The following is a 13,983-nucleotide window of genomic DNA, read 5'->3' on the forward strand; positions in this document are numbered from 1 at the left end:
GTCCGACTCGTTTTCCACCCGGTATGGAAGAGTGGCGACGCCGCTCGGTGCTGGCGACTGGTGTAGCGCTGTCGATCGGAACCGGATTCGCTTCGGTGGGGGCCGGAGACTCCGAAACCGACGTTGACGAGCTTCCGGATCCGGATCGCGACCCGGGGCCGGACGAGGACTGGCCGTCACACCGGGGCGGTCCCGGACACGCCAGATACGTCCCGGATGGCCACGAGTTCGAGGGCGCGGCGCTCGAAGCCGCGTGGTCCGTCGACGGGGCGGGAGCGAACACCGTCGCCGTCGCCGACGAAACCGTCTACGCGCCGACCGACGGCGCCGTCCTCGCCCTGGATGCGACGGACGGCACCGTCCGCTGGGAGAACGCGGAGATCGACGCGAGCACGCCGTCGGTCGCCGGCGAGAGCGTCTACCTCAGCGGCGAGGAGATCGTCGCACTCGACCGATCCGACGGGAGCGTCCGCTGGGAGACGTCGTTCGATCCCGAGGAGGAGATCCACTGGCAGACGGTCGCCTACGGCGGCGTGTACGCCGTGGTCGACGGGACACTGTACGCGCTCGACGCCGACGACGGCTCGGTTCGATGGGAGCGGGAATCGATCACCGCCGCGCTGTTCGACGGCGACGAGGAAGAAGAGTACGAGTTCGTTACGGCGCCCGCGGCGGCGAACGGCGTGATCTACAGCGTCACGGGTGGAGGGCCGATCGCTCTCGATCCCGAAACCGGTGCCGAAGTCTGGCAGGAGGGCGTCCACGTCGGTTCCCACGTCAGTACCACCTACGCGTCCCCGACAGCGGTCGCGTACGACGGCGGCGCCTACGAGGAGTGGCCGTTGCACGACGCTCGAACGGGCGAATTTGCAACCATAGGCGCCGGGACCCGCGAGATAGCGTTCGGCGAGGAGATCTACGTCGGCGGTGGCACCGACCACGGCTACTCCGGCGGCTCGATCGAGGGCGACGAATACGAGTGGAACCTCGATATGACCTACACCTACGGCCAAGCCGTCATCAGCGGCGAAACCGCGTACGCGTACTTCTATCTGGACGGCCACAACTACGGAGATCGGGAGTACGACGAGGAGCTCGTCGCCCTGAACAAGTACGACGGCTCCGAAAGGTGGACCATCGGAGTCGAGGACGCCCCGGTCGGTCCCGTTCGCGCGATCAGCGGCGAGACGATCTACGTCGAACACGACGGCGACCTCGTGGCGCTTCGCGAGGGGACCGACGAGGACGGCGATGAACCCGAGGACGAAGCGGACGATCAGCCTGCCGACGAAGGCGAGGAAGGCGACGATCAGGCCGACGACAGCGAGAGTGAAGAGACCGACCAGCCCGACGACGGAGGGGACGACCAGCCCGCTGATGACGGAGACGAGCCCGAGGACGAAGGCGAAGGGGGTGATCAGCCCGCACAAGGCGACGCGGACGACGGAGACGAACCCGACGAAGACGACGAGGGCGACTATACCGGTGAGGGTGAGGACGACAGGGACGAGCCGGACGACGAGGACGGTCCCGACACCGACGACGATGGCGGGAACGACGACGAGAGCGACGATGGGGGCGGTGACGAAAACGGTGGTGACGACCAGGACGTCGGCGGCGATGACGAAGGCGGTGACGAAGTAGCCGACGACCCGAGCGACGACGAGACCGACGGGATGCCCGGCTTTACGACCGGCGCCGGACTCCTCGGCGGGGCGCTCGGCCTCGAGTGGGTGCGTCGACGGGCCGGTTCGGACGAACGGACCGACCCGGACGAGCGAGTCAGTCCGGACGAGCGAACCGACTAACGGACGCTTCGGGGGCGACGGCTACGCCGCCGCGACCAGCTCGAGGACGCTCTCCCGCACCTCGGCCGGCGAGTCGGCGACCCGATCGGCCGGCGAGTAGTCGATGTCGCCGTGGGCGTCGATCCGGTAGGCGACGACGATCGTGTCCGCGCGGTCGGCCGCCTCGATCCCGTTCTCGGAGTCCTCGACGACGACGCAGTCGTCGGTAGAGACGCCGACCTCCTCGGCGGCGTACTCGAAGACGTCCGGCGCGGGCTTGCTCGAGCCGTCGATCTCCTCGGCGCTGATCACGCGGTCGAACGCGTCCTCGAGCTCGAAGCGCTCGAGGACCATCCCGATCCAGTCGTGGGGCGAGGAAGAGACGACGGCCGTCGTCACGCCCCGCTCGTCCAGCTCCGCGAGCAGCTCGTGGGTTCCCTCGAGCAGCTCGACGCGCTCGGTGTACAGCGTCTCGGCGGCCTCCTCGAACTTCTGGAGGTACTCCTCGCGGGAGATCGCGGTGCCGTACTCCTCCTCGAGGTAGTCGTAGATCTCCGCGTAGTTCATCCCACTGACCTCGGCGACGTCGATGTCCTCGTCGGGGACGGCCGCGGGGAGGATCTCCTCGCGCTGGAACTCGACCCAGTAGTCCTCGGAGTCGACGAGTACGCCGTCCATATCGAACAAGACTGCACTCATGTACGTCGGGCTACCGGGGACGGACGTATAGCCGTTTGGCCGTCACACGGACGCCGTCGCCCATCGAGGCATTGACAGCCCCCGAAAACCCCACCCGGAAAGTGAAACTCGTGGTCGTTGCAGATCAAGTCCGTGCCTTCACCCGTTCGTCGGGCATGGGCGAGGTCACCGATACCAAGGTTGTACCGACAGGACCGTGGCGAGATCGGTATCGAGTGCTACAGCCGTCGTGGGCCAGCTCTCCGTGTATCAATTCTCACAAAACTGAAACTCCCCTCTTATATTTTGGTCGGACGGGACGATCTCCCGGTGAAATGAGCGACTCACAGCCCTCGACCCAAGAGCAGATCCGTGCTTCCGCAGCCGAAGCCACGGAAACGGCAGGGACGGTCGATGCCCGTGCACTCGGCCTCTCGGCCGGTCTCATCTGGAGTGCAGCGGTTGCCTTCCTGGAACTGGCAGCTGGGACGAAATACGGAGAGCGCTGGCGACTGTTGCTGGCAGACCTCTACCCTGGGTACAGTTCCGAACCGGGCGATCTCGTCTGGGGGACGGTTCTGGGATTCATCGATGCGTTCGTCCTCGGGTACCTGTTCGGGCGGATCTACAACCGGCTGGCGAAGTGAGCTGTCACTCCGATCGCCCGCTCCGTGCCGTCCACTCCGACAGGTTCGATAACCGAATTCTCAACTGCTGTTAGCCGAAGACCTCGCCCCGACGCTCGTGTTCCATCTCCGTCTCGACCGCCTCGGCGACCTCGGCGCCGAACTCCCGCTCGAGCAGCCACAGCGCCAGGTCGATCCCCGCAGTGACCCCGCCAGCGGTGAGGACGTCGCCGTCGTCGACGACCCGTTCCTCGACGACGTTCCCGGCCGAGTCGCCGAGATCCGCGAGCGCGTCGTGGTGGGTCGTCGCGGGGCGTCCCTCGAGCAGTCCCGCCTCGGCGAGGATCATCGCACCGGTACAGACCGACGCGACCGTCGCGCCCCCCGCGAACCGCTTGTCGACGGCCTCGGGAATCGCGCCGTCGTCGACGACGGTCCGTACCCCGCCGTCGGCGCTCGTCCAGCCCCCACCGGGGACGACCAGCAGGTCGGGCTCGCCGAGCGTGCCGTCGGGCTCGACACGGAGCTCGTGACTCGCCGTGACGAACTCGGCGTCAGCGTCCTCGAGTGTGACGAGCCGTGTCTCGAGGGCGGCGCCGGCCGCGCGGCCGTTCTTGAGGACTTCGTACGGCCCGATTGCGTCGAGTTCGTCGAAACCCTCGAACAGCAGGATCTCCGCGGTGACGTCGGTCATGAACGATACGTTCGTCGCGGCGCGGAAACGTATTTCGCCGGGCGGTTACCACCACAACGACAGCGCGATCGCCGCGAGGGCCCCGACGACGACGGCCAGCCAGTAGGCGACGACACGATAGAGGAGGGCGATCGCGAGCGCCGTTGCGGGATCGACCGGAGCCAGCAGCGCGAGCACGCCCGCGATCGTGACCTCGACGCCGCCGAGCCCACCGGGCGTCGGAGCCAGGAATCCGACCTTCGAGAACGCGACCACGAGCAGCGCCACTGCCAGCGGAACCCCCGCGCCCATCGCCAGCCCCGTCAGGTACAGCGGAAGCGCGAACAGGAACCACGCGAGGTGGCCGAGCACGAGCACGGCCAGCAGCGCGGCCCGGTCCGCGGCGATCGTCTCGAGTGTCCCATAAAATCCCTCGAGTCGCTTCCGGACGTGCTCCGGGTGGAGCGATCGGGCCAGCGAGGGACGGATCGAGCCGAGGACGCGGCGGATCGGTGAGACGCCCGCGAGCAGCACCCGCTCGACGGCCCCGCGGCGGTACCACAGGAGGGCCGCGCCAGCGACGCCGGCAGCGATCGTCCCCAGAAACGCCACCGCGTACGCCTGGAGGGAACCGGTGACCTGCCACCCGACGAGCAGGTACGCGAGGCCGAACCCCCCGAACGTGTAGTAGGGGAGGGTGTTGGCGAAGATCCCGCCGACGATCGCGGCGAGCCCCGCCTCGTACTCGACGTTCGAGCGACGCGAGAGGACGTAGGCGACGCCCGGCGGCGCGACGACCTGGCCGTACGGCGTAACGTACTTGGCGAACCGCGTCGCGAGGTACAGCCCCAGTACCGGTGGAAATCGGCCGTCGTACCGTGCAGATTCGAGCAGCCGATTCCACACCACGCCCCGCAACAACAGACACCCCCCCATTACCGCGAACCCGATCGCGTAGATCGAGAGATCGGCCTCCGAGGCCGCGGCCAGTACCTCCCCGTGGCCGAACGCGCCGACCAGCACGACGAGCAATGCGACGGCGACGGTAAGCGCAGCCGCAATACGAACGGGATCGACGTCGGCGTCGAAATCGGTCATAGTACTTGCTGTCGGCGGTTCGGGAACCGGTCATGGATTCGCCGCCAAACAGGAGACGAACTTCGAGCGGGAGATCAGTTTCGGTCTGTGAGCACGTTCCTCGGGATTTCGGTCAGCGTCTCGAGTATCGCTTCGTTGCCGGCGCCGAGAAACCAGCTCTCGCCGCGTTCGGTTCGGAGGCCGCTCTCGGCGGCGAACAGCTCCCCCAGCAGCTGTTCCTCCGTGTCGGATCGGTAACAGACGATCCCGTCCAGCCGTCCGCGGGCGAGCAGCCCCCAGTGGACTGTCGGTGCCCAGCTCTCGAGGCGGCGCTTGCACCGGTCCTTGATCGCCCGGTTGATCGTCTCCGAGACCGCCGCGCGCTCGGGATCGCACTTGACGTCGTGACCGATGACCGAAGCGACGGTCGCCCGTGAAGGTTCGGCGTCGGTACCGGCTGTGACGGGACGGCCATCGTCCCTGACCCCGCCGTCCCGTCTGCCGACGTACAGCTCCTCGAGCAGCGGCACCGAGACGACGCCGACGACCGGTGCTCCGTCCTCGAGTACCGTCACCGACGCGGCGAAGGCGGGCAGCCCCGACTCGAAGTTGTTCGTCCCGTCGAGGGGATCGACGAGCCACTCGTACTCGCCGTCGCCCTCGTGGTACCCCGACTCCTCCGCGCGAATCGGGTGGTCGGGGAATCGCTCCCGGACGATCTCGAGCATCCGGGCTTCCAATTCGGTGTCCACGCGAGGACGTGGGGCCGAACTCACCACGTCGTCTCCGTTGCCTGCGGCCGGGTGCTGTCGACTCCGAAGAAAAAGCCGAGGTGAAGAACCAGTACGACTATCCAGAAGGCGGCGACGAGCAGCGCGATGGGAACCGGTCATCGGCGGCTCGTTCAGCCTGCAGTAGTTACTTACCACCGGAGAGCAACCCACAGTGCAGATGCGACGACGGCGGACAGGGTTTTGGCGTCGACTGAACGGACCGGTGATCGCGCTCGACGAGCCGTTCGGACGGGCGACGTCCCGAAGCCAGTCTCGATCCAAGCACCGCGAGCGGCGAACCGCAGCCGCCAACGACACGGGGACGCGATGAACCGTCGCCACCTCCTGTTGGTCGGTCTGCTCGTCCTCGCCGCGAGCTACCTGGTCGCCGGCGGGGCGATCGATCCCACCTCGGAGCCGGCCGAGCCCGAGACGCTCGACCGCGACCGACTCGTCCAGCCCGCGGAGAACGGCAGCTACGTCTGGCCCTACACCAGCCGGGATCGCTCGACCGACGAGCAGACCCTCGCACTCAACCTGATCATCCACGGCGACGACGAGCGCGTCCAGCGGACGCTGGTCGCCCAGGACGAACTCGAGTGGGAGGAGCTCGACCCCGACGAGGAGGACGAACCGGAGGTCTACGACGACGCCGAGGACTCGATCCAGTGGGACGACGCCCACGGCTCGACCCGGTACACCTACGCCGACACCGGACCTCACGGCGGAGAGGGAGTCTGGGTCGACGAGAGCTACCAGCTCCACGCCGGCGACTACCTGGGCAGTCGCCACCACATCAGAGCCTACACCACCGAGTACGACGACTGGACGGCGATCCAGGTCCACCAGGAGCACTTCGACTTCTTCCGGCTGCGCCACACGGTCACCGACATCCAGGACTCACAGAACACCCTCGAGGCCGAGTACCTCGACGAGCCGTTCGTCGAGGAGGTGCGCCGGGAGTACCACGGCACCCACGGCGGGTGGAACGACGGCTGGCTCTCGGTGATCGAGCTGGCGATCGTCGGCCCCCTCGCGATCGGGGGCGTCCTCGGCGCGCTCGGACTGGTCGGACGGGACACGGCAAAGGGGATCGTCCGTGGCACTCGACGGCTGCTTCGGTGGGTGCGCCTGAACGTCCGCGGATTCGTCCTCGTGGGGGCGCTGGCGGGCATCGTCGTCGGCGTCCGAAGCGCCGGGCTGGCCGTCGAGGCGGCGGTCCCCTGGATCACGCCACAGGCGTTCGTCGTCGTCCTCTACCCGATACTGGCGGTCGGCCTGCCGACAACGGTGATCGTGCTCACCCAGTCCCTCGAGCGAGCGGGCCGGCTGTTGCGCCTGCAACGCGTCGTGAGCTGGCTCGGTCGTCCGCTGGAACCACAGTCGGCGTTCGCGTTCACCGTCGTCGGGCTCGGCCTGGGGTTCGTCCTCGATTTCGTCTCGGTCGGCGTGACGACGCTGCCCCTCGAGGTGTTGCTCCACCGAGTAGGGCTGCTCGTCACGCTCGGCCTGCTTGCGGCGGGGACGGCCCGCAACGACACCGAGGGCGTCGCGCTGTTCGTCGTTGGCCTTCTGGGCTGGGTAGTCGGGCTCGCGATGCCGCTGCTCGGGTACCTCTGACAGCGCCGTCGCCGTGGACGGTCGGTTCGAAACCGTTCGTCCGAAAATCAGACGAGAGTCGGGACGGGACGGCGTCCGCGAACAGCCGATCGGGCGTCAGGACTCGCCGCCAGGGTAGCGGTGGTACTGCATCCCCTGGTGTTTCATCTCGTTGTGGCGCTCCTCGAGGAACGAGTACACCGTTCCGTGGGGTGCGCCGTCGAGCAGCATCTCCGCGGCGGTGCGGACGGCGTCGACCTGCTGGGGCGTGCCGATCGCGCCGAGCGTCGAGCCGTAGATGACGACGTCGGCTCCGGAGAGCTCCTCCATGAGCTCGCGGGTACGACCGTCCTCGCCGATGAGACGACCCTTCTTGCGTTTCATGTCGTTTTTGTTTCGTGCGGCGGCGTCGATGTCGACGACGTCGAACTGCATCATATCGTCGTCCAGCAGCTGCAGCGCTTCCTCGGGCGGGAACCCACGACCGATAGCGCGGACGATCTCGGGGCCCTTGAGGCCGCTGACGGGATCGCCGACCGACTCGACAGCTACGGAGCCGTTCTCCGAGTCGATATCCAACCGGACCTCGGCTGCCGCCTCGATCTCGCGCATCGTCTCGCCGCCCTCGCCGATGAGGACGCCGATGCGGTCCTGCGGAATCTTCACGTGCTTCATGCACTCCGGTAGTCGCTCGGCGAGTTTAAGAGCTTGGTCCGTTACCGGTGTGACGACGGAACACCGGTTCACTGTCCCACGTGTACGGTGACCGATCCACGAAGCTGACGACCAGGTCTGGATCGGTCCGGCGGTTGCCGACCGAAGCCTCGCGGACGAGCGGTCCACTCACAGCGAGGTCGACGAGTGGATCGGAAAGAAGACCCCCGCAAACGGATGCTCGTGGACGCCGTCTACTGCCGTCTGGCGCGGGCCACCCGTTCGCCGAGGGCGGGAAAGGCGAGCATCGCGCCCGCCCCGATCGCGGCCGCCGCGACGGGAGCGATCCAGGTCGTTCCGAGGACGGTCCCGAGCAGCGCACCGCCGTAGCCCCCGAGGAGCAACACGGCGTTGTAGTACCCCAGTCGCAGGCCAATCAGCGCGGCCGAGAGGGTTACCCAGCCGAGCGTCTCCGTGCCCAGCGGGCGGATCCAGCCCCCCCGAACGAGGGCGCCGACGATCACCATCACGATCCACGCGACCAGCGCGGCGCCGGTGACGACGGCACCGCTGGCGGGATCGGTCATCGCGACGAGCAAGAGCGCCGGGAGCCCGAGGATCGATACCTCGCCGAAGATTGAGGTGACGTCGTGGAGAAAGCAGCCGAAGCGACTCTTTTCCACGGTCGCCAGCTTCCCGTAGCCGTACCAGGACCGACGCGTCCGGGTCTCTGCGGGACGGGTCCGTCTGCCGGGCGGTCGGTTACGGCGGTCACGGCCCATACGCGACCTAACGGAAGAGGACAGTAAATACCCCGGTGGCTCACAGGCGAGACTACTCGAGGACCGAACGGAACCGGACCGCCTCCGAGAGCGTGTCGATGATCGCGACCGTTCGGTGCTCGTCGGGGACCGTCGGGAACTGCGCGCCGGGATTGAGCAGGGTCGTCCGCCCGTCCTCGCGGTGCTCGCGCCGATGGTGGTGTCCGTAACAGACGTAGTCGTACTCCTCGGCCGCGGCGAGGGTCTCGACCTCCGCCTTGGACTCGCCGTGCAGTACCGCAACGGAGAGGCCGTCGAACGTGAGGTCGGCGAACCGACCGTGAAGAGTACTCCCTCCGCCCAGCGCGTCGAAAGCCGCCTCGAGCCCCGATATCTCGCCGTCGTTGTTCCCGAGGACGCCGTGCAACTCGACGTCCTCGAACGCCGACAGCAGCGGCGGCGCGACGAAATCGCCGCAGTGGACGACGACCTCGACGCCCTCCGCCTCGAAGATCTCGGCCGCGCGCTCGGCGGCCGCGACGTTGTCGTGGGTGTCCGAGACGATCCCGATGTTCATACTGGATCGGGCGACGGCGAGCTACTAAGGCGTTCGGGCCCGGGTTCGACCGAACCGTCGCTCAGTCCCGAGACGGGTCGGGCTCCGGACTCGTGACGAACTCGAGCAGTTCGTCGGGATCGGTCTCGAGACCCTGCCGAGAGAAGAAGTTCGCGACGTTCTTGCAGTCACGCTCCAGGAACTCGCGGCTGTTTGGGTGGTGGACGGTGACGGCCTGCCCGAGGTCGATGACGACCAGCTGGCCCTCGTGGAAGACGACGTTGTACTCGCTCAGATCGCCGTGGATGATCCCCGCCGAGTAGAGCCGTCGCATGTACTCGCGCATCACCTCGTAGGCCGTCTCGGGGTTCTCGATGTGGACCTCGCCGAGACGTTTCGCGCGGCCGTCCTCGTTGCCGATGTACTCCATCACGAGGACGTTGCGTTCGGTCGCGATCGGCTCCGGAACCCTGACGCCGGCCTTCTTCGCCCGCCGAAGGTTCGCCAGTTCCTTTTTGGTCCAGGCGAGGACGACGTCTTTCTTCTTCCCGCCTAACCCCTCGAAGCGCGGGTCGCCCTCGAGGTAGTCTCGCATCTGGCGGAAGTTCGAGGAGTTGATCCGGTAGACCTTCACCGCGACCTCGCGGTCGTCGCCCAGCGCGTGGTAGACGTTCGCTTCCTTGCCCGTCGAGAGCGGTCCCCCGAAGGCCTCGACGTAACCGTCCTGGACGAGCTTGTACAGGGCCGCGAACGTCGCGTCGTCGAACACCGACTGCTCGACTTTGAACTGGTCGGCGTCCTTGATCCGTTTCTGAAACTCGTTGAACTTCCGGTCCCGTTTGCGGGCGATCCGGTCGGCCTCGGTGTCGCTAACGTCGATCTCCTCCCACTCGTCGCCCGGCGTGTCGGCCTCCTCGAGGTCGACCAGCCCGTACTCCGATCCCCGTTCCATCTGATCGTCTCTACGAGGCCGGGGCGGGTAAAGACTGGGTATCGGTCGATCGACGGCGAAGTGGCGTTTCGACAGATATCGGTCCCGGAGACGGCTCTACGCTTTTCCGCTCGCGGTGCGAAGCACTGTCCATGACTCGACGCACCGAACGGTCGCGGCTGGCGGGGGAGCGGCGATGAGCAGCTACGACGTCACGCTCGAGTGGTCCGACGGTCGGAGCCGGACGGTAGCCGTCGAGCCGCGGGAGACGATCCTCGAGGCGGCCCTGCGCGAGGGTGTCCGACTGCCCTACGACTGCCGGAAGGGAACCTGTACGGCCTGTGCGGGACGAGTGGTCGACCTCGAGGACGACGCCGAAGCGAACGACGGGCCGCCAGACGCTGCGGCCGCGGTCGACTACCGGCGGCCGCCGCGGGCGCTCGAGGAATCCGACCGGGCCGACGGCTACGCGCTGCTGTGTATCGCTCAGCCGCGGGCCGACTGTCGCATCGAGGTCGGCCCGATGGTTCGCAGCCAGCTCGGCGACAGCCCCTGGGGGTAGTCCCGTCGACCGCAGGCAGCGTTATTAGTGCGACCTCGCGAGCGGACTGTCGGGTTGCCGTCGGCTCGCGAGTTCGGTCCGGGCAGGTCGACAACCCCTGGAAGTAGCGGCTCCGCACGCTGTTCGCCCGCCGTCGTGCGGGTCGCGGTCAGTAGTATTAACGGCGGCGAGGGGCTACGCTCGAGCAACGAATGTCCCTCGCCGACGAGAACGCCGACGAAGAGAACCCGTACCTCCGGGAACCGCCAACTGAGTTCGATCCGATCGAGAAGCTCCCCGAGAAACGGGCCCGCGAGCAGGTCGCGTTGCTCCGCGAGGCCGTCCGCGAGCACGATCGACGGTACTACGTCGAGAACGATCCGATCATCGCGGATCGGACCTACGACGCGCTGTTCGCCCGCCTGCGGGAGCTCGAGGACACCTTCGATCTCGCCAGCCCCGACAGCCCGACCAGAAGCGTCGGCGGCGAGCCGATCGAGGAGTTCGAGACGGTCGAACACGTCACGCCGATGCTCTCGATCGACCAAAGTGGCGAGCCGGAGGACGTCCGGGATTTCGACGACCGCGTCCGACGCGAGGTCGGCGAGGTGGAGTACGTCTGCGAACCCAAGTTCGACGGCGTCTCGATGGAGTTCGTCTACGAGGACGGCTCCCTCGAGCGGGCGGTCACCCGCGGCGACGGCCGCGAGGGTGACGACGTGACGGCGAACGCCCGAACCATCGGTTCGGTCCCCCAGCGACTGCACGGCGACTACCCCGAGTTTCTGGCGGTGCGGGGCGAGGTCTACATGCCCAAAGACGCCTTCCAGGCCCACAACCGCGAGCGGATCGAGCGCGGCGAGGAACCGTTCGCCAACCCGCGGAACGCGACCGCGGGGACGATCCGCCAGCTCGACCCCTCGGTGGTCGCCGACCGTCCCCTCGAGGTCTTCTACTTCGACGTCCTCGAGGCCAGCGATCTCGAAGACAGCCACCGCGAGGAGCTCGAGCGCTTCCCCGAGTGGGGACTGCGGGTGAACGAACACGTCGAGACCGTCGACGATATCGAGGACGCGATCGACTACCGCGACCGCATGCTCGAGGCCCGCGACGAGCTGGGCTACGAGATCGACGGCACCGTCATCAAGGTCGACGATCGCAAGGCCCGCGACGAGCTGGGCCGGACGGCCCGACACGACCGCTACGCGTTCGCCTACAAGTTCCCGCCCCGCGCGGAGGTGACTCCGATCGCCGACGTGGCGGTCCAGATCGGTCGCACCGGTCGCGTAACCCCCGTCGCTCTGCTCGAGCCCGTCGATGTCGGTGGCGTCACCGTCTCGCGGGCGAGTCTGCACAACCCCGAGGAGATCGCTGAAAAGAACGTCGCCGTCGGCGACACCGTTCGCGTGCAACGGGCGGGCGACGTGATCCCGTACGTCGAGGAGGTCGTCGAGAAGGGAGCGGAGAACGACCCCGAAAGCCACTACGAACTTCCCGATCACTGTCCCGTCTGTGACAGCGCCATCGAGCGCGACGGACCGATGGCCTTCTGTACGGGCGGACTGGCGTGTGACGCCCAGCTGCGTCGATCCATCGAGTACTACGCGAGCGACGACGGGCTCGACCTCGAGGGACTGGGCGAACGAAGCGTCCGCCAGCTCGTCGACGCCGGCCTGCTCGAGTCCGTCGCGGACCTCTACGAGCTCGAGCGCGAGGACCTGACCGCTCTCGAGGGGTGGGGCGAGAAAAGCGCCGCGAACCTGCTGGCCGAGATCGAGGCCAGCCACGAGCCGCCACTCGCCGATTTCCTCTCCGCGCTCGGCATCCCCCACGTCGGGCCGACGACCGCCCGCGAGCTGGCCCGCGAGTTCGGCACCTTCGAGGCCGTCCGCGAGGCCGCCGAGGACGAGCCCGAGTCCCTCGAGGACGTCGACGACGTCGGGGGAACCGTCGCCGAACAGATCCACGACTTCTTCGCCAGCGAGGCCAACGCCGCGGCCGTCGACGACGTCCTCGAGCACGTCTCTCCGAAGGAGTCGGCACTGGAGTCCGGCGGCGACGAGCTCGAGGGGCTAACGTTCGTCTTCACGGGCTCGCTCGAGGAGCTGACTCGCAGCGAGGCTCAGGAGACCGTCGAGGCCCACGGCGGGTCGGCGACGGGCAGCGTCTCCGGGAACACCGACTACCTCGTCGCCGGCGAGAGCCCGGGCCAGACGAAGCTCGACGACGCCGAAGCGGAGGACGTCCCCGTCCTCGACGAGGACGAATTTCGTGAGCTGCTCGCGGAGCAGGGGATCGAGCTCGGGTAGCGTTACGCCTCCGCGGGGAGCCGTTCGGCGATCGAGCGGACCGCCTCGAGTCCCTGCACCTCGCCCTCCCGCTCCGGGAGCGTCACGATCTCGAGGTCGGGAAACGCCTCGCGGACCTCGGCGACTCGCCGTTCGTGGCGCTCGCGCCGGGACCGACACCGCGAACAGTCGTCCTCGGGATCCTCGAAGACGCGGTTCACGACAAGGCGGTCGACCCGGACTCCCGACTCCCGGAGCTTCTCGACGAGGCGTTCGGACTCGGCGATGGCCATCCCCTCTGGCGTGAGGACGACCCGGAACTCCGTCCGTTCGGCGTCGAGCAGCAGCTCCCGTGCGCGCTCGAGACGGGCCTGGAACGCCTCGAGATCGGCGCCGTCGTCGCCTCCCCCGAACATCGACATCGGACCCAGCACCGCCGAGCGGGCCGCGGTCCCGATCCGTTTGGCCTGTCCGCGAAGCGAGCCCAGCGTCTCGAGGAACGGTCCCGCAACCGCGGGCGTGTCGAACAGTCGCAGCGTGTGGCCCGTCGGCGCGGTGTCGAAGACGACGACGTCCCACTCTCCGGAGTCGACGTACTCCACCAGGAGGTCGAGCGCGGCGATCTCGTCGCCGCCCGCGGGCGTTCCCGCGGCGAAGATCCGCTCGACCTCCTCGTCGTCGAGCCGAATGCCCGCGCTGCGAAGGTCGGCGGCGAGCGCCCGTGCGAGCGCCTCGTAGCGCTCCTGTCGCGTCTCGGGATTGATCTCAGCGGCCCAGAGGTCGGCGGCGTCCTCGAGCTCGGGTGCTCCCTTCGAGTCAGTCTCGAGGGTCGGTTCGGGTCCCCGCTCGAGCTTGCGAGGCTTGGGCCCGAGTTCGGTCTCGAGGGAGTCCGACAGCGAGTGTGCGGGATCCGTCGAGACAACGAGCGTCTTCCGCCCGGCGTCGGCCAGTCGCGTCCCTGTCGCAGCCGCGCAGGTCGTCTTGCCGACACCGCCCTTGCCGCCGTAGAAGATACAATCGGTCATTCGATCACGAGTAC

14 protein-coding genes are annotated in these 13,983 nt (G+C 67.8%); 5 read left to right on the forward strand and 9 right to left on the reverse strand.

The annotated features are described in order from the left end of the window. The first annotated feature begins 23 nt into the window (after positions 1-23). The gene (locus NATOC_RS18380) at positions 24-1,808 is read left to right on the forward strand and encodes an outer membrane protein assembly factor BamB family protein (protein ID WP_015322986.1); all 1,785 of its coding nucleotides are present in this window, start codon (positions 24-26) and stop codon (positions 1,806-1,808) included. Between the two features lie 21 nt (positions 1,809-1,829). Here NATOC_RS18380 and NATOC_RS18385 read toward each other — a convergent pair whose 3' ends face one another. Continuing rightward, entirely contained in the window at positions 1,830-2,486 is a 657-nt protein-coding gene (locus NATOC_RS18385; RefSeq protein WP_015322987.1) for an HAD family hydrolase, read from the reverse strand. Positions 2,487-2,800: 314 nt separating this feature from the next. On the opposite strand from NATOC_RS18385, the gene NATOC_RS18390 reads away from it, so the two are divergent. Then, a complete protein-coding gene (locus NATOC_RS18390; RefSeq protein ID WP_015322988.1) occupies positions 2,801-3,112 on the forward strand; it encodes a bacteriophage holin in 312 nt (103 codons plus the stop codon). Positions 3,113-3,182: 70 nt separating this feature from the next. Here the strand turns inward: NATOC_RS18390 and NATOC_RS18395 are convergent, their stop codons facing one another. The 3 genes from NATOC_RS18395 to NATOC_RS18405 form a co-directional block, all read right to left on the reverse strand. Next, a complete protein-coding gene (locus tag NATOC_RS18395) occupies positions 3,183-3,785 on the reverse strand; it encodes a DJ-1/PfpI family protein (protein WP_015322989.1) in 603 nt (200 codons plus the stop codon). 45 nt (positions 3,786-3,830) lie between these two features. Then, positions 3,831-4,862 carry a lysylphosphatidylglycerol synthase transmembrane domain-containing protein gene (locus tag NATOC_RS18400; RefSeq protein ID WP_015322990.1) on the reverse strand — a complete coding sequence of 344 codons (1,032 nt, stop codon included), beginning with the start codon at positions 4,860-4,862 and terminating at the stop codon, positions 3,831-3,833. Between the two features lie 74 nt (positions 4,863-4,936). Next, a complete protein-coding gene (locus NATOC_RS18405; protein WP_245549665.1) occupies positions 4,937-5,593 on the reverse strand; it encodes an inositol monophosphatase family protein in 657 nt (218 codons plus the stop codon). Between the two features lie 348 nt (positions 5,594-5,941). Here NATOC_RS18405 and NATOC_RS18410 point away from each other — a divergent pair, with 348 nt between their 5' ends. Beyond that, positions 5,942-7,234 (forward strand): hypothetical protein, encoded by a 1,293-nt coding sequence (locus NATOC_RS18410; RefSeq protein ID WP_015322992.1) that lies wholly within the window; start codon positions 5,942-5,944, stop codon positions 7,232-7,234. 96 nt (positions 7,235-7,330) lie between these two features. Here NATOC_RS18410 and NATOC_RS18415 read toward each other — a convergent pair whose 3' ends face one another. The 4 genes from NATOC_RS18415 to rio1 all read right to left on the reverse strand — a co-directional run bounded on the left by NATOC_RS18415 (position 7,331) and on the right by rio1 (position 10,136). After that, positions 7,331-7,888 (reverse strand): KH domain-containing protein, encoded by a 558-nt coding sequence (locus NATOC_RS18415; RefSeq protein ID WP_015322993.1) that lies wholly within the window; start codon positions 7,886-7,888, stop codon positions 7,331-7,333. Between the two features lie 233 nt (positions 7,889-8,121). Next, complete coding sequence (locus NATOC_RS18420) at positions 8,122-8,649, reverse strand: hypothetical protein (protein WP_015322994.1); 528 nt, start codon at positions 8,647-8,649, stop codon at positions 8,122-8,124. Positions 8,650-8,701: 52 nt separating this feature from the next. Beyond that, positions 8,702-9,205: a metallophosphoesterase gene (locus NATOC_RS18425; protein WP_015322995.1), complete on the reverse strand. Its 504-nt coding sequence runs from the start codon at positions 9,203-9,205 to the stop codon at positions 8,702-8,704. A 61-nt stretch (positions 9,206-9,266) separates the two neighbouring features. Continuing rightward, the gene (gene rio1, locus NATOC_RS18430; protein WP_015322996.1) at positions 9,267-10,136 is read right to left on the reverse strand and encodes a serine/threonine-protein kinase Rio1; all 870 of its coding nucleotides are present in this window, start codon (positions 10,134-10,136) and stop codon (positions 9,267-9,269) included. A gap of 175 nt (positions 10,137-10,311) precedes the next feature. On the opposite strand from rio1, the gene NATOC_RS18435 reads away from it, so the two are divergent. Together NATOC_RS18435 and ligA are read left to right on the forward strand one after the other, a co-directional pair. Then, positions 10,312-10,677 carry a 2Fe-2S iron-sulfur cluster-binding protein gene (locus tag NATOC_RS18435; protein WP_015322997.1) on the forward strand — a complete coding sequence of 122 codons (366 nt, stop codon included), beginning with the start codon at positions 10,312-10,314 and terminating at the stop codon, positions 10,675-10,677. Positions 10,678-10,868: 191 nt separating this feature from the next. Continuing rightward, positions 10,869-12,965: an NAD-dependent DNA ligase LigA gene (gene ligA / locus NATOC_RS18440; RefSeq protein WP_015322998.1), complete on the forward strand. Its 2,097-nt coding sequence runs from the start codon at positions 10,869-10,871 to the stop codon at positions 12,963-12,965. 2 nt (positions 12,966-12,967) lie between these two features. On the opposite strand, the gene NATOC_RS18445 is transcribed toward ligA, so the two are convergent. After that, positions 12,968-13,969 (reverse strand): ArsA family ATPase, encoded by a 1,002-nt coding sequence (locus tag NATOC_RS18445; protein WP_015322999.1) that lies wholly within the window; start codon positions 13,967-13,969, stop codon positions 12,968-12,970. Positions 13,970-13,983: the final 14 nt, after the last annotated feature.

The organism is Natronococcus occultus SP4 (assembly GCF_000328685.1).
GTDB lineage: Archaea > Halobacteriota > Halobacteria > Halobacteriales > Natrialbaceae > Natronococcus > Natronococcus occultus.